16 protein-coding genes are annotated in these 18,005 nt (G+C 62.8%); 8 read left to right on the top strand and 8 right to left on the bottom strand.

Going from position 1 to position 18,005, the window contains the following annotated elements:
• Window positions 1-70: 70 nt before the first annotated feature.
• Together KIP88_RS12515 and KIP88_RS12510 are read left to right on the top strand one after the other, a co-directional pair.
• Complete coding sequence (locus KIP88_RS12515) at window positions 71-877, top strand: outer membrane lipoprotein carrier protein LolA (RefSeq protein ID WP_214488213.1); 807 nt, start codon at window positions 71-73, stop codon at window positions 875-877.
• A gap of 180 nt (window positions 878-1,057) precedes the next feature.
• Complete coding sequence (locus tag KIP88_RS12510; RefSeq protein WP_214488212.1) at window positions 1,058-1,873, top strand: exodeoxyribonuclease III; 816 nt, start codon at window positions 1,058-1,060, stop codon at window positions 1,871-1,873.
• 6 nt (window positions 1,874-1,879) lie between these two features.
• On the opposite strand, the gene KIP88_RS12505 is transcribed toward KIP88_RS12510, so the two are convergent.
• A complete protein-coding gene (locus KIP88_RS12505) occupies window positions 1,880-2,320 on the bottom strand; it encodes a cyclic nucleotide-binding domain-containing protein (protein WP_214488211.1) in 441 nt (146 codons plus the stop codon).
• A 51-nt stretch (window positions 2,321-2,371) separates the two neighbouring features.
• Window positions 2,372-3,058, bottom strand: a complete 687-nt coding sequence (locus tag KIP88_RS12500; protein ID WP_028348340.1) for a response regulator transcription factor — start codon at window positions 3,056-3,058, stop codon at window positions 2,372-2,374.
• Window positions 3,059-3,328: 270 nt separating this feature from the next.
• Between KIP88_RS12500 and KIP88_RS12495 the strand changes: the two genes are divergently transcribed.
• Window positions 3,329-3,898, top strand: coding sequence for a L,D-transpeptidase (locus KIP88_RS12495; RefSeq protein ID WP_214488210.1), 570 nt, complete (start codon window positions 3,329-3,331; stop codon window positions 3,896-3,898).
• Window positions 3,899-3,913: 15 nt separating this feature from the next.
• Entirely contained in the window at window positions 3,914-4,699 is a 786-nt protein-coding gene (locus KIP88_RS12490) for a 2-keto-4-pentenoate hydratase (protein WP_214488209.1), read from the top strand.
• Window positions 4,700-4,817: 118 nt separating this feature from the next.
• On the opposite strand, the gene KIP88_RS12485 is transcribed toward KIP88_RS12490, so the two are convergent.
• Window positions 4,818-5,495 (bottom strand): YggS family pyridoxal phosphate-dependent enzyme, encoded by a 678-nt coding sequence (locus tag KIP88_RS12485; protein WP_214488208.1) that lies wholly within the window; start codon window positions 5,493-5,495, stop codon window positions 4,818-4,820.
• Window positions 5,496-5,623: 128 nt separating this feature from the next.
• Between KIP88_RS12485 and KIP88_RS12480 the strand changes: the two genes are divergently transcribed.
• The 4 genes from KIP88_RS12480 (at window position 5,624) to holA (ending at window position 11,656) form a co-directional block, all read left to right on the top strand.
• Window positions 5,624-7,315 (top strand): diguanylate cyclase domain-containing protein, encoded by a 1,692-nt coding sequence (locus tag KIP88_RS12480; protein ID WP_214488207.1) that lies wholly within the window; start codon window positions 5,624-5,626, stop codon window positions 7,313-7,315.
• 130 nt (window positions 7,316-7,445) lie between these two features.
• On the top strand, window positions 7,446-10,082 hold the full coding sequence (leuS, locus tag KIP88_RS12475; RefSeq protein WP_214488206.1) for a leucine--tRNA ligase: 2,637 nt from the start codon (window positions 7,446-7,448) through the stop codon (window positions 10,080-10,082).
• A complete protein-coding gene (gene lptE, locus KIP88_RS12470; RefSeq protein ID WP_214488205.1) occupies window positions 10,069-10,620 on the top strand; it encodes an LPS assembly lipoprotein LptE in 552 nt (183 codons plus the stop codon). Before leuS ends, lptE begins: the two co-directional genes overlap by 14 nt.
• Window positions 10,621-10,627: 7 nt before the next feature.
• Complete coding sequence (holA, locus tag KIP88_RS12465) at window positions 10,628-11,656, top strand: DNA polymerase III subunit delta (RefSeq protein WP_214488204.1); 1,029 nt, start codon at window positions 10,628-10,630, stop codon at window positions 11,654-11,656.
• A 238-nt stretch (window positions 11,657-11,894) separates the two neighbouring features.
• Here holA and KIP88_RS12460 read toward each other — a convergent pair whose 3' ends face one another.
• The 5 genes from KIP88_RS12460 to mnmE form a co-directional block, all read right to left on the bottom strand.
• On the bottom strand, window positions 11,895-12,785 hold the full coding sequence (locus KIP88_RS12460; protein WP_214488203.1) for a ParB/RepB/Spo0J family partition protein: 891 nt from the start codon (window positions 12,783-12,785) through the stop codon (window positions 11,895-11,897).
• Window positions 12,786-12,932: 147 nt separating this feature from the next.
• On the bottom strand, window positions 12,933-13,784 hold the full coding sequence (locus KIP88_RS12455; protein WP_214488202.1) for a ParA family protein: 852 nt from the start codon (window positions 13,782-13,784) through the stop codon (window positions 12,933-12,935).
• Window positions 13,781-14,479 (bottom strand): 16S rRNA (guanine(527)-N(7))-methyltransferase RsmG, encoded by a 699-nt coding sequence (rsmG, locus tag KIP88_RS12450; protein WP_214488201.1) that lies wholly within the window; start codon window positions 14,477-14,479, stop codon window positions 13,781-13,783. The genes KIP88_RS12455 and rsmG overlap by 4 nt, the downstream gene beginning before the upstream one ends.
• 143 nt (window positions 14,480-14,622) lie before the next feature.
• On the bottom strand, window positions 14,623-16,506 hold the full coding sequence (mnmG, locus tag KIP88_RS12445) for a tRNA uridine-5-carboxymethylaminomethyl(34) synthesis enzyme MnmG (RefSeq protein ID WP_214488200.1): 1,884 nt from the start codon (window positions 16,504-16,506) through the stop codon (window positions 14,623-14,625).
• Window positions 16,507-16,633: 127 nt separating this feature from the next.
• Window positions 16,634-17,971 (bottom strand): tRNA uridine-5-carboxymethylaminomethyl(34) synthesis GTPase MnmE, encoded by a 1,338-nt coding sequence (mnmE, locus tag KIP88_RS12440; protein WP_214488199.1) that lies wholly within the window; start codon window positions 17,969-17,971, stop codon window positions 16,634-16,636.
• Between the last annotated feature and the right edge of the window lie 34 nt (window positions 17,972-18,005).

The following is an 18,005-nucleotide window of genomic DNA, read 5'->3' as shown; positions in this document are numbered from 1 at the left end:
CCTTTGGTCGAAAGCACGATAAAATGGCTGGCAGCGGGATGCCTCGTCGAATAGAGATCCGAAATACCTGATGACAGAACAATCCACCCATCGCGGGCTGCGCGCCGGACTGGCCCTTTTGATCGCCACATCGATCGCAGGCTTCGCGACGCCGACGCTCTCGCAGACCGTGCCGGTTCCGAAGCCCGCGCCCAAGGCCCGCGACGGCAGCGTGCAGATGAGTGCGCAGGACAAGGTTCCGATGACCACCGGCGCCACCCAGGCGCCGCCGAACCCGGTGATTCCGAACCCAAACCGCAATGTCCCGGCCAATGTGTTTGCAACCTTCGACGCCAATCAGAAGGCGCAGGCTGCGCGGGTGAGTTCCTATCTGTCCTCGCTGCAGACGCTGGTCGGAAATTTCGTCCAGGTCGGTCCTGACGGCAGCAAGACCAAGGGCGATTTCTACATCCAGAAGCCGGGCAAGGTGCGATTCGAATACGATGCGCCCAGCCCGATCGCGATCATCGCCGACGGGTCTTCGCTGGCGGTCCGCGATACCAAGCTTGCGACCCAGGACATCTATCCGCTGTCGCAGACGCCGCTGCGCTTCCTGCTGTCGGACCGGATCGATCTGTTGAAGGACACCAATGTCGTCAACGTCACGGCCGATGACATCTACATCAGCGTCACCATCGAGGAAAAGCAGGCCCTGATCGGCACCAGCCGGCTGATGCTGATGGTCGGCGTCAAGGACGGCCAGCTCAAGCAATGGACGGTGACCGATCCGCAGGGCTACGACACCACGATTGCGGTCTACAATCTGGACTCGTCCAAGAAGGTCGATCCCGGCCTCTTCAAGATTGACTTCACCAACTATATTACCCCCGCGAACTGAACGGCGCGTCTTCCTCCTGTGGAGACTGTAGGGTGGGCAAAGCGCAGCGTGCCCACCTTTTCCTTCGACCATGTCGGCTGATGGTGGGCACGGCGCAGATGCGCCTTTGCCCACCCTACAAAATTCCACCTGTGGACAAAGGGCGCGACGTCACCGCGGACGTGGTATCACACGGCCCTCATGCGGTTTTCCCTGACAACGTGGAATATCAATTCGGTGCGCCTGCGCATCGACATCGTCGCCAAATTCCTCAAATCGGCGCGGCCGGATGTGCTGTGCCTGCAGGAAACCAAATGCATCGACGACGCTTTCCCGCTGAAGCGGTTCAAGCGTCTCGGCTATGAGCATGTCGCGCTGAACGGGCAGAAGGGTTATCACGGCGTCGCCATCGTCTCGAAACTGCCGTTCGAGGCCACCGATATCAGAACCTTCTGCGACAAGATCGATTCCCGCCATATCTCAGTAGCGTTCGGCGAGAAGGCGCAGCTCGCAAAACCGCTGGTGCTGCATAATTTCTACGTTCCGGCCGGCGGCGACATTCCCGATCCCGCGCTCAATCCGAAGTTCGATCACAAGCTGAAATTTCTCGACGAGTTGAAGGCGTGCGAACCGCTGCATCCGCGCGGCGACGACCGGCATATCCTGGTCGGCGACCTCAATGTCGCTCCGCATGAGAACGACGTGTGGTCGCACAAGCAACTCTTGAAGGTCGTTTCGCACACCCCGATCGAATGCGAGAAACTCTTGGCGGCGCAGGCCCATGGCGAATGGTTCGACGTCGCGCGCGAGCGGATCCCGCTTTCGGAAAAGGTCTATACGTGGTGGAGCTACCGCGCCGCCGACTGGACGGTGGGCGACCGTGGCCGGCGGCTCGACCACATCTGGGTCTCGCGCGCGCTGAAAGATGGCGTCACCGATTTCAAAATATCCCGCGACGCCCGTGGCTGGGAGCGTCCGTCCGACCACGTGCCGGTGACGGTGACGCTGGAAGTGTAGCTGCGATCAAATACTCAGCTTGGCGCCGGCCATCAAAATATCGCTGGCAAGCTGGCTGGTGCGGGTGGCGAGTTCGTCGCGCAGGCGCCGCGCCGCGCCGGGATCGCTTTCGAGCACGCGTTGAAACAGGCTGCGCGCCACCCGGATGACCGAGGAATGATCAAGCGCGACCGCGCTGGACGGCCGCTTCATCGCAACGATCAGCGCCAGTTCGCCGATCAGGGCACCGGGGCCCGCAACGACTTCGGCGCCGCCGTCCTCGACGCGGATCGAGCCGCGTTGAACGATATAGCCCGCATCCGCCTCGTCGCCGGCGTTGAACAGATAATCGCCGGGCGAGAAATCGCGCTGCTCCGAGCCGATCGCCAGCATGCGCAGAGCCGTCGTTCCCAACAGCCGTAATGTCGGGACCCGCTCGAGCAGCGCTACATCATCTTCGATCGACATGGACCTGTGACCGGGATGCGCGAAAATTACGAATCGTGGCTGCGAATCGTATCACGGCACCAGCTTGTAGCCACCGGCTTCCGTCACCAGGATTTCCGGATTGGCCGCATCCTTCTCAATCTTCTGTCGCAGACGATAGATATGGGTTTCCAGCGTGTGTGTGGTGACGCCCGAATTGTAGCCCCAGACTTCCTGCAGCAGCGTCTCGCGCGACACCGGCAACTGGCCGGCGCGATACAGGAAGCGCAGGATCGCGGTTTCCTTTTCGGTCAGCCGCACCTTTCTGGCATTGGCGGCGGTCAGCATCTTGGAGCCGGGCCGGAAGCTGTAGGGGCCGACGGAAAACACCGCGTCCTCGCTGGCCTCGTGCTGGCGGAGCTGTGCCCTGATCCGGGCGAGCAGGACGGCGAACCTGAAAGGTTTTGCGACGTAATCATTGGCGCCCGATTCGAGCCCCAAAATCGTATCTGAATCGGTGTCGTGGCCGGTCAGCATGATGATCGGCGCCTTGAAGCCGCCCTTGCGGAGACTGCGCACGACTTCCCTTCCGTCGGTATCCGGCAAGCCGACATCCATCAGCACCAGATCGGGGGAATTGGCCTTGGCGGCGCTGGCGCCCTTGGCGCCGGTATCGACTGCGGAAGCTTCGAACTCCTCGTGCAGCGATAATTGCTCGACCAGCGTGTCGCGCAGATCGGTGTCGTCATCCACGATCAGGATCTTGCGGGCATTGGGCATAGGATACGATCCTCTAGAGGCAGGCGGCGGACACAAGGGGGAGCGTCTCGAGCCGGGTCTTGGTGTCGATGACAATTCCGATTCGCGCGCAAATTTTGCGAGCAAACCGGATCGTCAGGTACTGATTCGCATCAGGTAAGAAATTGTTACAGATTCACAAGGCGAACCGCAGTCTATCCCAAATTTGAGGCGCGTTTGGAGGAATGTCCTGTAATGGCGTCAATAGCGCAATTGTCGCCAGAGAGGCAACGCCAGGATTCGGGCATTGGCATGGAAAGCAACGCTATTTCAATCACTTATCAGACAGCTGTGCGTGATCGGCCGCTGGCGGCAATCCGCGTCCACAGGGCTGCCGGCGACCCCCGCCGGGGCTGGCTGACGGCGGACGGCTGGACCGTGCCGGTGGCACTTGGCCGCGGCGGCATCCTCGCCAACAAACGGGAGGGCGACGGCGGCACTCCCAGAGGCACGTACCATCCGCTGCAATTGTGGTGGCGCGCCGACCGCCATCCTCGACCGCGGACCTATCTGCCGGCCCGGCCGATCCGGCCCGAAGACGCCTGGTGCGAAGACCCGCGGGACCGCCGTTACAATCAGCCGATCCGTCTGGTCCGGGGCGAGGCCGGCGACCGGCTGACGCGCGAAGACCACCTCTACGATTTCATTGTCGAAATCGATCACAACGCAGGCCCCCGAATCGCCGGCCGCGGCAGCGCCGTGTTCCTGCACCTGGCGCGTCCCAATTTCTCGCCGACCGCCGGATGCGTTTCGATGACGAAATCCGCCATGCTGCGGCTGTTGCGGCGAATGGGCCCGCAGACGAAGATCATGATCGGCTGATGGGGAATCAAAGCAATGCTCGACAAGAACGCGATAACAGCCGCATCAAAGACGCTGCATGACCACTGGCGCGCCGGCACCAAATTCTCCGGCCTCGACCAATCGCTGCGGCCGCGCGACCGCATCGAGGCCTACGCGATCCAGGCAGGGATCGAAAAATATTCGTCTGAAAGTCTGTTCGGCTGGAAGATCGCGGCCACCAGCGAGGCCGGACAGAAGCACATCAACGTCGATGGCCCGATGGCCGGGCGCATCCTCGCCGAGACCGTAATATCAGACGGCGGAACGGCTTCGATGGCGGGCAACGAAATGCGCGTCGCCGAACCCGAATTCGCCTTTCGCATGCGCGTCGATCTGCCGGCGCGCCCTACGCCCTATACCATGCAGCAGGTCCTCGATGCGGTCGACACGCTGCATCCGGCCATCGAGATTCCGGATTCGCGGTTTGCTGATTTCGTCAGCGCCGGCGCCGCGCAGATCATTGCCGATAATGCCTGCGCGCATCTGTTCGTCCTTGGTCCGGCGACAAGTGCAGACTGGCGTTCGCGCGATCTCGTCGAGGAACGGCCTGTCATCACGATGCGCGGCCAGCAATTCACCGGCCACGGCAAGAACGTGCTCGGCGATCCCCGGATCGCACTGACCTGGCTCGCCAATGAACTGCGCCAGCTTGGCGTGACGTTGAAGGCGGGGCGCGTCGTCACGACCGGCACTTGCCACGCACCGCTGCCGATTCAATCAGGTGATTTTTGCGCGGCCGATTTCGGTGTGCTTGGAAGGGTCTCGGTGGGGTTCGAGTAGACACCGCTGTCGTCCCTGCGAACGCAGGGACCCATACGCCGCGGCTTCTCGATTATAACGGCTGGTCGGCGGCTTCGCGTAATAACAAACGCCTGTGGTTATGGGTCCGGCGACAATCTTACCGCGCCCCAAAAATCGCCGACCCCACGCGCACATGCGTGGCGCCGAACTGGATCGCTACCGCGAAATCGGCACTCATGCCCATCGACAGATTTTTTAGTCCGTTGCGCGCGGCGATCTTGGCCGTCAACGCGAAATGCGGCGCCGGCGCCTCGTCGACCGGCGGGATGCACATCAAGCCGGAAATGACCAGACCGTATTTGTCGCGGCAGCTCGCGAGGAAGGCGTCGGCCTCGCCGGGCGCGATGCCGGCCTTCTGCGGTTCCTCACCGGTGTTTATTTGAACGAACAATTCCGGCCGTTTGTTCTGCGAATTGATTTCCTTGGCTAACGCTTCGCAAATGCTGGGCCGGTCGACCGAATGGATGGCATCGAACAGCGCCACGGCCTCCTTCGCCTTGTTGGATTGCAGCGGCCCGATCAGATGCAATGCAATCCCGGGATGAGCCGCAACCAGCGCCGGCCACTTTGCCTTGGCCTCCTGCACGCGATTTTCGCCGAACACGCGCTGTCCGGCATCGATAACAGGCGAAATTGCTGTCGCTTCAAACGTCTTCGACACCGCGATCAGCGCCACCGACACGCGCTCGCGGCGGGCTTCCTTGCACGCGCGCGCGATGTCCTGCTCCACCTGAGCCAGACCGTTTGGTAAAGACTTGGTTAGCGGCGTCGCCATCTCTCTCGCGTCATGTCCTATTCTTGGCCGACTCCTGGCCGAAAATTTTACGGCATTTCCTCGAATTTTACCAAGTTCAGGAAAGGCTTTTTGAAACCTTCGCCCTACCTTGCGGTGTGGGGGGCAGGATGTCTGGCGTTACTTTCAACCGCAATCGGGTCAAACTCAAGAAGCTTCTGGGAATCCGGGCGCGGCTTGCGATGCTGGCCTTGATGCTGGTGGCGCCCTTGATGCTGGAGCGCGTCCGTTCGCTAGAAGAGACGCGCACCAAGCAGATCACGATGGCGTCGGAAGAATACGCCAATATCACCCACCACAGCGCCGAGACCCAGCGCGAGGTGATCTCCTCCGTCGAGACGATGCTGAAATCGGCCGCCTATATCCGCGCCTCCAGCGGCATCGGGCGAAGTTGCGAAATCCTGCGCGCCAGCCTGCCCGCCAACCTGCCCTGGATCCGCAGCATCATGCTCGTGAGCAAGCAAGGCGTCGTGCAGTGTTCCACGCTGAACATTCAGGTCGGCCTCAACATCAGCGATCGCGACTATTTCAGGAAGGCGCAGGAAACCCGCGACTTCGTTTTCAGCGACTATCTGTTCGGCAAGACCAACAACCGGCCGATCATGATGGCGGCCTACCCGGTCTCAGCGATCAATCCGGAGGAAGATTCGGTAGCGGTCGCCGGCATCAATCTGGACTGGCTGTCGAAGATCATGGCCAACCTCGGCGGACGACCAGGCATTTCATCGCTGCTGATCGATAGCACCGGCGTCGTGCTGGCAGCACCACCCGACCAGGCCAGCATGATTGGCCGTCCCCTCGACAACGTGCCGCTGCTGTCGGCCATCACCTACAAAGCGCTCAGCTCCAACTCCGATACGGGCTCGCTTTCCTTTGCCGTCACCGACGGCTCCAGGCGCACCGTCAGTTTCGCACGCATTCCGGGGACGCAATCGCGGCTGATCGTCAGCATCGACGAGGACAGGGTGACGGCCGCGATCAATCGCGATATCCGCACCGCCTATCTCCAATTGGGATTCGTTTGCCTGTTCGTGCTGCTCGGCGCGCTGATCGGGGCAGAGAAGCTCATCATCAATCCGATCGAGGTCATGACCGGCATGGCCAAGCGGTTCGGCGAAGGCGACTCGTCGGCCCGCGTCTCGCGCAGCCGCCTGCCCGCGGAATTCATGCCGCTGGCCCGCGCCTTCAATGCGATGGCCGCTCAGCTCAGCCAGCGCGAGCGCGAGCTGGTCGCCACCAATGACCGGCTCACCGTGATGGCCTCGATTGACATGCTGTCGGGTCTCGCCAACCGCCGCGGCTTCCAGAGCCGCCTCGATTTCGAATGGCTGAAGGCGCAGCAAAATAGCAGCGAGCTGTCGCTGTTGATGATCGATGTCGATCACTTCAAGCTCTACAACGACACTTACGGCCACCCCGAAGGCGACGCCTGTCTCACCCGGATCGGCGAAACGCTGGCCGGAATCGCCGCCGAAACGATGGGCTTTGCCGGCCGCTACGGCGGCGAGGAATTCTGCCTGCTGCTGCCGAACACGAGCCTGCAGAAGGCGCTGGAGATCGGCGAAACCGTGCGCGCGACCATTCAGAGCCTCGGCCTGCCGCACATCACCTCCAGCTACTGCACCGTCACCGTCAGCGTCGGTGTGGCCGCGACGCTTCCAAACGACGCCCAAACTCCCGGCGATTTGATCGAGGCGGCGGACGCCGCCCTCTACGCCGCCAAACACCGCGGCCGTAACACCGTGGTCGAGCACGGCTTTGCCAAGCTGGTGGATGAGGCCGGGATGGCGATGGCGGGATGAGCGGGCGCTCCGCGCCTCCGGTCAAATGGCCGTTCTCGCCTTCCCAACCCGTTGACCCCGCAGCCGCTTTTGTGGCCTAGTCCGCCGTCCTCTGGACGGGACCCGAATCCACAAAAAGCCCTGCGATTCCATGACCTCCGAACGTTACAACGCCCGTGATTCCGAGCCGCGCTGGCAACGCCAGTGGGACGAAAAGGCGATCTTCGCCTCGAAAAACGACGATTCCAGACCGAAATATTACGTCCTCGAGATGTTCCCCTACCCGTCCGGGCGCATCCATATGGGCCACGTCCGCAACTACGCCATGGGCGACGTGCTGGCGCGATTCATGAGGGCCCAAGGGTTCAACGTGTTGCATCCAATGGGATGGGACGCATTTGGGCTGCCTGCAGAGAACGCCGCGATCGAGCGCAAGGTGGCGCCCAAGGCCTGGACCTACGACAACATTGCAGCGATGAAGAAGCAGCTCCAGACCATGGGGCTCTCGCTCGACTGGTCACGCGAATTCGCGACCTGCGATCCCGCCTACTACAAGCACCAGCAGAAGATGTTCCTGGATCTTCTGCGCGCGGGGCTGGCCGAACGCGAGAAGCGCAAGCTCAACTGGGATCCGGTCGACATGACCGTGCTCGCCAACGAGCAGGTGATCGACGGCCGCGGCTGGCGCTCCGGCGCCGTCGTCGAGCAGCGCGACATGAACCAGTGGGTCTTCAAGATCACGAAGTACTCGCAGGAACTGTTGGACGCGCTGGACGGGCTGGACCGCTGGCCTGACAAAGTCCGGCTGATGCAGCGTAACTGGATCGGCCGCTCCGAGGGCTTGCTGCTGCGCTTCGCGCTGGATCCGGCCACGACGCCGGCTGGCGAATCCGAGCTGAAAATTTTCACGACGCGGCCCGACACGTTGTTCGGCGCCAAGTTCATGGCGATCTCGGCCGATCATCCGCTGGCGGTGGCCGCGGCTGCGAAGAATCCAAAACTCGCCGGGTTCATCGCGGACGTGAAAAAGATCGGCACCGCGCAGGAGATCATCGACACCGCCGAGAAGCAGGGTTTTGATACCGGCATCAAGGCTGTTCACCCGTTCGATCCGAGCTGGAAGCTGCCGGTCTATGTCGCGAACTTCGTGCTGATGGAATACGGCACCGGCGCCATCTTCGGCTGCCCGGGGCACGACCAGCGCGACCTCGATTTCGTCAACAAATACGGGCTCGGCGTGACGCCGGTGGTCTGCCCCGAGGGCCAGGACCCGAAGACGTTTGTCATCACGGACACCGCCTATGATGGCGACGGCCGCATGATCAATTCGCGCTTCCTCGACGGCATGACCATCGAGCAGGCCAAGGAGGAGATTGCGAAGCGCCTGGAAAATGAGATGCGCGGCAACGCGCCGATCGGCGAGCGGCAGGTGAACTTCCGCCTGCGCGACTGGGGCATTTCACGCCAGCGCTATTGGGGCTGCCCGATCCCGGTGATCCATTGCCCCAAATGCGATGTGGTGCCCGTGCCCGACGCCGACCTGCCGGTGACGCTGCCGGAGGACGCCACCTTCGACAGGCCCGGCAACGCGCTCGACCATCACCCGACCTGGAAGCACGTCACCTGTCCCAAATGCGGCGGAAAGGCCCAGCGCGAAACCGACACCATGGACACCTTCGTGGATTCGTCCTGGTACTTTGCGCGCTTCACCGATCCCTGGAACGAGAAGGCGCCGACCACGCCTGACGTGGCCAACCGGATGATGCCGGTCGACCAGTATATCGGCGGCGTCGAGCACGCGATCCTGCATCTGCTCTACAGCCGCTTCTTCACCCGCGCGATGAAGGCAACCGGCCATATCGGCATGGACGAGCCGTTCGCCGGCATGTTCACCCAAGGCATGGTGGTGCATGAGACTTATCAGAAGACCGACGACACCTACGTCACGCCCGCGGAAGTAAAAATCGAGGGTACCGGCGCTGATCGACGCGCGACACTGCTGACCTCGGGCGAAGCCATCAATATCGGCGCGATCGAGAAGATGTCGAAGTCGAAGCGCAACACGATCGATCCCGACGAGATTATTTCCGCCTATGGCGCCGACGTAGCGCGCTGGTTCATGCTGTCGGATTCGCCACCCGACCGCGACGTGATTTGGAGCGAGGAGGGTGTCCGCGGCGCCAACCGTTTCGTGCAGCGGCTGTGGCGGCTGGCCAACGAAATTGCGGACCTGCTGCCCATTGTTCAGGCCCCCACCCACCCGTTCGGTCCGGATGCCACCCGAATAAGGAAGGTGGCCCATCGCGCTCTGGCCCGGTACGGCGAGGACATCCGGCGTCTTCGTTTCAACGTCTGCGTGGCAAATATCTACGATCTGGTGAACAAGCTGGATGAGGAGCTTCGGGCGGCCTGCGGCCCGAATCATGGAGAGCCAGATTCTGACGTCTCCGCGGCTCTGGTTGAGGCCGCCGTCATCCTGGTTCAACTTTTCGCGCCGATGATGCCGCATCTGGCCGAGGAGTGCTGGCAGGTTCTGGGGCAGTCCGGACTGGTTTCGGAGGCCAATTGGCCCCAAATCGAACGCGATTTGCTGGTTGAAGACACCGTGACGCTGGTAGTCCAGGTCAACGGCAAGAAACGGGGTGATGTTACCGTGCCACGGGTCGCCCAAAATCCGGAAATTGAGGCTGCCGTTTTGGCGCTCGATGCGGTAAAACTCGCTCTCGGCGGCAAGGCCGTCCGCAAGATAATCGTAGTTCCAATGAGGATCGTGAATGTCGTTGGCTAAGACCCGGATCGCCGTTCGGCTCATCGCCGTCGCCGCTCTGGCGGCGCTCACGGCCGGCTGTTTCCAGCCGATGTATGCCGAACGTAATGACGGCAAGCCCGGCCTTCGCGAAAAGCTGATGGGCGTGGAAATCCCGCCGGTGGACAAACCGAACGCGTCGCGGGAAGCCCGCATCCAGGTGGAGATCCGCAACGCGCTGGCGTTCAAGCTCTACGGCAACGCCACTGGCATGCCGCCGACCCATCGGCTGGTGCTGCGTTTTCACACCACGCGCTCCTCGCTGATGCTCGATCCCGCCACCGCGCTGCCCTCCAGCGAGAACTACGGCATCGACGCGCAGTACAATCTGATCGACCTCGCCACCAACAAATCGGTCATGACGGGCACGACCTTCTCGCGCGTGTCCTATGACATCCCCGGCCAGTTGCAGCGCTTCGCCCGCGCCCGCGCCTTCCGCGACGCCGAGGATCGCGCCGCCAACGAGGTTGCTGAAAACATCCAGACCCGACTGGCGTCGTTCTTCTACGCCGGCAGCTGACATTCCGTTGGTCGCGCTCCGCGGGAAAGAAATCGACGCTTTTCTCGCCCGGCCCGATCCCGGCCGCCCCATCATCCTGCTTTACGGTCCGGACGCCGGCCTCGTTCGCGAGCGCGCCGACGCGCTGATCGCGTCGGCCGTCGACGATCCCAATGATCCCTTTTCCCTGGTGCGGCTGGACGGCGACGAATTGTCCGCCGAACCGTCGCGGCTGGTCGACGAGGCCATGACGATCCCGATGTTCGGCGGCCGTCGCGCCATTCGCGTGCGCGCCGGCTCCCGCAGTTTTGCCAGCGGCGTCGACACGCTAGCCGATTCGCCGGTGAAGGATTGCCGCATCGTGATCGAGGCCGGCGAGCTGCGGCCGGAATCTCCGCTGCGCAAGGCCTGCGAGCGCGCCAAGACCGCGGTCGCCATCGCCTGCTATCCCGATACCGAGCGCGACCTTGCCAGATTGATCGACGAGGAATTGCGGTCTTCCAATTTGCACATCGCCGCTGACGCTCGCGCCGTGCTGATGTCATTGCTCGGCGGCGACCGTCAGGCCTCCCGCAACGAGCTTCGCAAGCTGGCGCTCTATTCCCACGGCAACGGCGAGATCGCGCTCGACGATGTCATGACCGTCGTGTCCGATGCGTCCGAGTTAAAACTCGATCCGATCGTGGATGGCGCCTTTGCCGGCAAGCCGGACCTGGTCGAAAGCGAATTTGCCAAAGCCATGGTCGCTGGCACCTATCCCGGCGTCATCATCTCCGCCGCGCAGCGCCAGGCGGCATGGCTGCACAAATCGGCGCTTGCGGTGGCCGAAGGTACGCCCGTCTCGACCTTGCTCGAAAGCGGATATCCGCGCCTGCATTTCTCGCGCAAGGGCGCCGTCGAAATCGCGCTGCGCAATTTCAGCGCGGCGCGGCTGGCCGTCATCATCGATCAGCTCGGAACCGCCGCACTCGACATGCGCAAACAAGCCTCGCTGGCCTCTGCCATCGCGCAGCGCGCGCTGCTGTCTATCGCCGCGAATGCGAAACGGCGGGGGTGACTCTTCTCCCTCGCCCCCGCTCTTGCGGGGAGAGGGGCACCCCTCCGCTGGTGTCGGCGATCGTTGATAGACCTGTATCCCCTCACCCGGATTGCTTCGCAATCCGACCTCTCCCGCAAGCGGGGCGAGGTTAGGAGAAGATCAGATCCCCTTCGCGAGACGGCTATCGCGCCGGTGCGCGGAGCGCGTCGGAAACAAAATCGCGAAAACAACCCCATGCAAAGTAGGTGCGCGCCCCTCAATTCCCCTTCGCCAGCCGCCGCATCACCTCGTCGAGTTGTTCGAGATTGCGGTAGCTGATCTGGACGGAGCCGCCGGGGTCGCGGTGGTTGACGGTTACGGCCAGACCGAGTGCATCGCTGACACGCTTTTCCAGCGCGATCGTGTCGGGATCCTTGACCTTCCCGCCGCTGCCGCCCGCCCTCGCCTTCTGCGGCTTGCGTTCCGGGACGCCCTCCTCATGCGCCAGCGCCTCGGTCTGGCGTACGTTCAAGCCCTCCTCGACAATGCGTTTTGCCGTGGCCAGAGGATCGGGCACGCCGATCAGGGCGCGGGCGTGTCCCGCCGACAATTGGCCGTTGGAGATAAACGCCTGCACCTCCGCCGGCAGCTTCGTCAGCCGCATCATGTTGGCGACGTGGCTACGGCTCTTGCCGACTTCCTTGGCGATGTCTTCCTGGCTGCGTTTGAATTCGTCGGCCAGCGCGTGATAGCCTTGCGCCTCTTCCATCGCATTGAGGTCTTCGCGCTGCACGTTCTCGATGATCATGATCTCGAGCGCGTCGCTGTCGCTGACCTCGATGGGGACGATCGGCACCTCGTGCAGGCTGGCGAGTTGTGCGGCGCGCCAGCGGCGTTCGCCGGCGATGATCTCGTAGCGATCCTGCGAGCCCTTCACCGGCCGCACCACGATTGGCTGGATCACGCCGTGCTGTCTGACGGAGGCCGCGAGTTCGCCGAGTTCGGCATCGGAAAAAGTCCGGCGCGGGTTGCGCGGATTCGGCTTCAAAAATTCGATCGGCACCTTGCGCTGGTTGCGCGGCCGTTCGACATGCGCAGCCTCGCCGCCGACATCCCCGATCAGACTTGCGAGACCACGACCCAGTCGCGAACGCGTTTCGTCGGCCATCGCCGCCAACTCCCTAGGATTCACTTACGCCACTCCGGAACAAAATCGGTTGCTTGTAGGGTGGGCAAAGCGAAGCGTGCCCACCGATTTTCGCGACAGATGATGGTGGGCACGGCGAAGACGCCTTTTGCCCACCCTACGTTCTTACTAATGCGTCCTCAGCTCGCGCTCGCGCTGGATCACTTCCGTCGCCAGCTTCAGATAGGCTTCGCTGCCGACGCATTTGAGATCGTAGACCAGCACCGGCTTGCCGTAAGACGGCGCCTCGGAGATGCGCACATTGCGCGGGATCATGGTGTCGTAGACCTTGCCGCCCATGAACTGCCTGACGTCGGCGACAACCTGGTTCGACAGATTGTTGCGCGAGTCGAACATGGTCAGCACGATGCCGTGGATCGACAGGTTCGGGTTGAGCGTCGAACGCACCTGCTCCACCGTCTGCAGCAATTGCGACAGACCTTCGAGCGCGAAGAACTCGCACTGCAGCGGCACCAGGATCGCATCCGACGCCGCCATCGCGTTGACGGTGAGAAGGTTGAGCGACGGCGGGCAATCGATCAGCACATAGGTGTACTCGGTGTCCGGCGCCGCGTTCTTGTTCAGCGCGGCGATCGCATCGCGCAGGCGGAACGCGCGGCCGGGCGTCGCGCCGAGTTCAAGCTCGAGGCCCGACAGATCCATCGTCGACGAGGCGATGTGCAGCCGCGGCACCGCGGTGGCAACCACCGCGTCGCGCAGCGGCGCTTCACCGATCAGCACGTCGTAGGTCGAGCAGTTCCGGTTGCGGCGATCGATGCCGAGACCGGTAGAGGCATTGCCCTGCGGATCGAGATCGACGATCAGCACGCGCTCGCCAATCGCGGCGAGTGCCGTGCCCAGATTGATCGCTGTGGTGGTCTTGCCGACGCCGCCCTTTTGATTGGCCAGCGACAGGATGCGTGGATGGGGCGGTGGAGTGGGGTCCCTATCTTCTTGATATAGCTCGTCTAATTCGCTCATGCCCGATCGCCATGTGTGATCGCGGAGGGGTTGCGCCGCTCGATCCGATCGAGTTCGACGATCCAGCCGTGCCCGCCCGTGCGGCTGGAATGGAGTCGCGGTTCAATATTCCAATATTTAGTAGCTTCGGTCAATTCAGCCTCTACATCTTGGCCCTTGAGAAACAGCGCTTTCGCGCCGCCACTCACAAACGGCTCCGCGAAGCCGACAAGCTGATGTAATGGAGCCAGCGCCCGCGCAGTGACGCAATCGACGCGACTACCGATTCTATCCACACTATCCCCGATTCCCGCCAAATGCACGGTCGCAACCGCAGAAGTTACGCGGACCGCCTCACGCAGAAAGGCCGCTTTCTTGGCGTTGCGCTCGACCAGATGGACGTTGGCGCCCGGCGTCTCTGCCAATGCGCAAGCCAACACCACGCCAGGGAAGCCGCCACCGCTGCCGAGATCGACCCAGGTCTTCGCCGTCGGGGCCAGGTCGAGCAGCTGCAGCGAATCGGAGATGTGCCGCGTCCAGAGATGCGGAAGCGTCGATGGTGCGACGAGATTTGTTTTTGCCTGCCACTCGACGAGGAGACCGACATAGCGATCGAGCCGCGCCTCCGTCTCGCGCGAAACAGGGGTGAGGGCGAGGGCTGCCGATTTATCGGAGGGCAAGATTGGAGAGGAGTCTCGGGTGGCGACTTTCGCCATCGGGCGGTCTCGCTGGATGTCTCTTTGGGGCAATCGTAGGATGGGTGGAGCGAAGCGATACCCATCAGCCAAGGCGTGCAGGCATCGATGGGTATCGCTTCGCTCCACCCATCCTACATCAATGTTTCACGTGAAACAGATTCTTAAGCCGTCGCCTTCGCCGTCTTCCGCCGCGCTTCCCTTCGGAGATACGCAGCCAGGATGCCCAGCGCCGCCGGCGTCAAACCATCGAGCCTGCCCGCCTGCCCCACCGTCCGCGGCCGCGCCGCCTCTAGCTTGGACCGCGCCTCGTTGGAGAGTCCGGGCACATCGGCGTAGTCGATATCGGTCAGGACCAAGCCCTCGTCCCGCCTGAAGGCATCGACGTCGGCGGTCTGGCGCTTGAGATAGACATCGTATTTGGCGTCGATCTCAAGATGCACGGCGATGGTCGGATCGATGGCCGAGAGCTCCGGCCAGATGCCCCGCAGCGCAGTCCATTCGATCTCCGGATAGGCCAGCAGCTCAAAGGCTGACCGCCGATGGCCATCCCGGTTCAACACCAAGCCATGCTTGGCCGCCTCGTTGGGTGTGATCGCCAGCGACTTGGCCAGCGACTTCGCGGTCTCCAAGGCGGCCATCTTGTCGCGATGGCGCCGAGCGCGCGCCTGTCCGACGCAGCCCAACGCTATCCCCTTGTCGGTCAGCCGCTGGTCGGCATTGTCAGCCCGCAAGGTCAGACGGTACTCGGCGCGTGACGTAAACATCCGGTACGGCTCAGTGATCCCACGGGTCACGAGGTCGTCGATCATCACCCCGAGATAGCCATCGGCACGGTCGAACACGATTGGATCAGTCCCACCGGCCGCCAGCGCGGCGTTCAGGCCCGCGACTATTCCCTGAGCCGCCGCTTCCTCATATCCCGTCGTGCCGTTGATCTGTCCGGCCAGGAAGAGACCGGGCAAGCGCTTGGTCTGCAGCGTCGGCTCGAGTTCGCGAGGATCAACATGGTCGTATTCGATGGCATAGCCCGGCCGGACCATCTTCACCCGCTCAAGTCCGGGAATGGTCGCGAGGATCGCGAGTTGAACCTCTTCCGGCAGCGAGGTCGAAATGCCGTTGGGATAGACCGTAGAGTCGTCGAGCCCTTCGGGCTCCAGAAAGATCTGGTGGCCATCGCGATCGCCGAACCGGACGATCTTGTCCTCGATCGAAGGACAATAGCGCGGACCGCTGCTCTTGATCTGACCCGAATACATCGGCGAACGATGCACGTTGGCTCGGATGACTTCATGGGTCGCCGGCGTCGTCCGCGTGATCCCGCACTGGATCTGCGGCGTCGTGATCCGGTCGGTCATGACGGAGAACGGCTCCGGCGGATCGTCGCCGGGCTGCATTTCGACGGCAGACCAGTCGATGGTCATCCCATCGAGACGCGGCGGCGTGCCGGTCTTCAAACGTCCGAGTGTAAAACCAACCCTTTCGAACGAGGCCGAAAGCCCCATTGCCGGCGCCTCCCCGACCCGGCCGGCCGGCCAGTTTTTCTCGCCCAAGTGGATCAGGCCCCGCAGGAAGGTCCCGGTGGTGATGACCACGGCACCGGCACTCAACTCACGGCCATGGCCCAAGCGAACTCCGGTGACGCGACCGTTCGAGACAATCAGCTCATCCGCCTCGCCCTCGATCACACAGAGATTGGCGGTCTCCTGGATCGCCGTCTGCATAGCGGCGGCGTAGAGCTTACGGTCCGCTTGGGCCCGAGGTCCGCGGACCGCCGGACCCTTGCGGCGGTTGAGCATTCGGAACTGAATCCCTCCGGCGTCGGCCACCCGACCCATTAGGCCGTCCAGGGCATCGACCTCACGGACCAGATGGCCTTTGCCGAGACCACCGATGGCGGGGTTACAGGACATGGCTCCAACGGTAGCAAAACGGTGAGTCACCAGGGCAGTCTTGGCGCCCATTCGCGCAGCGGCACTCGCGGCCTCGCAGCCGGCATGGCCGCCGCCGATGACGATGACGTCGAAAGAGTCCGCTTGGGAAAGCATGCGGGACTTCTATCCCGGAGTCGTTGGACCCGAAAGCAGAAGTTTGAGGAAAGTGTTTCACGTGAAACACGGGTTCCGCCGGGGCCCATGTTCACGTGAAACATGGTTAGCAAAAGGTAAGGAAACTTCACTTACCTACGCAGAACTCCCGGAAGATGACGTCGAGAATGTCTTCGACATCCACCCGCCCGAGCAACCTTCCCAGCGAATGCGCCGCCGTCCGGAGTTCTTCCGCTGCCAGCTCCTCGCCCTGCCCGATCACCGCGATACAGCGCTGTAGCGAAGCCGCCGTCTCCTGCAACAGTTTCCGTTGCCGGGTCCGGCTGATCAGTCCGCCCTCGGTGCCGCCAAAGTAGCGCTGGGCAAAACCGACCAATGCCGCGATCAGCTCCGGTACGCCATCGCCGCGGCTCGCCGATATCTGGAAGCTTCCTTGCTTCGGTGTCTCGGCCTCGGCCAATGGCCGACCCGCCTCTTCGAGATCGATCTTGTTTCGCACTTCCCAAATTGGAGTGGCCCCATCGTGATCGATCGCCATCTGCGGCAAGTCGGAAAGCCACAGCACGAGATCCGCATCCGCCGCCCGGGCCCGGGCGCGCCGTACACCCTCCTGCTCCACCGGATCATCGGTCTCCCGAATGCCTGCGGTGTCGATCACCGTCACCGGATAACCGTCGAGATCGAGCTGCACCTCGATGACATCGCGCGTGGTGCCGGCGTGTGGCGATACGATCGCGACCTCGCGACGCGCGAGCTGATTCATCAGCGTCGACTTGCCGACATTCGGCGGGCCGGCGATCGCGACGACAAGACCATCGCGAAGCCGTTCGCTCCGCCCCTGCCCCGCCAAGACTTCCTCGATCTCGGCCAGCAGCGCTTTGACCTTCGTCATCGCCGGCGCGATCAATTCCGCCGGCACGTCGTCCTCGTCCGAAAAATCAATCCCGGCCTCGATCAACGCAGACGCTTCAATGATCCGCGCGCGCCAATCGCGCGCTCTGTCGCCAAGCAGTCCCTTCAATTGGCGCAGTGCCTGGCGCCGCTGCCTATCGGTGTCGGCATGGATGAGATCGTCGAGACCTTCGGCCTCCGTCAGATCGAGCTTGCCGTTCTCGAAAGCGCGTCGGGTAAACTCGCCGGGCTCGGCCGGGCGAAGATCTTCGAATGCGGACAGCGCCGCGAACAAAGTAGCCAGCACCGCGCGCCCGCCATGGACGTGAAATTCCGCGACGTCTTCCCCGGTCGCGCTGGCCGGTCCCGGAAACCACAACACCACCGCATCGTCGATCGGCCGCTGGCCGACATCCCTAAGCAGCGCACGGGCGGCTATTCGCGGCGACGGCAATTTGCCGGCAAGCGATGTTACGATCTTCCCGGCCTGCGAACCCGAGACCCGCACCAAGGCGATCGCGCTCGGTGGCCGGCCCGACGATAATGCAAAGATGGTCTGATCCCGCGGATGCATGGCCTATTTGTGCGGGAGGTTTTGAAAAGGCAAC

It is taken from the genome of Bradyrhizobium sp. SRL28, assembly GCF_018596315.1.
Taxonomy (GTDB): Bacteria; Pseudomonadota; Alphaproteobacteria; order Rhizobiales; family Xanthobacteraceae; genus Bradyrhizobium.
Note: the sequence above shows the minus strand (reverse complement) of the source record. Positions and strands in the feature narration are given on the sequence as shown.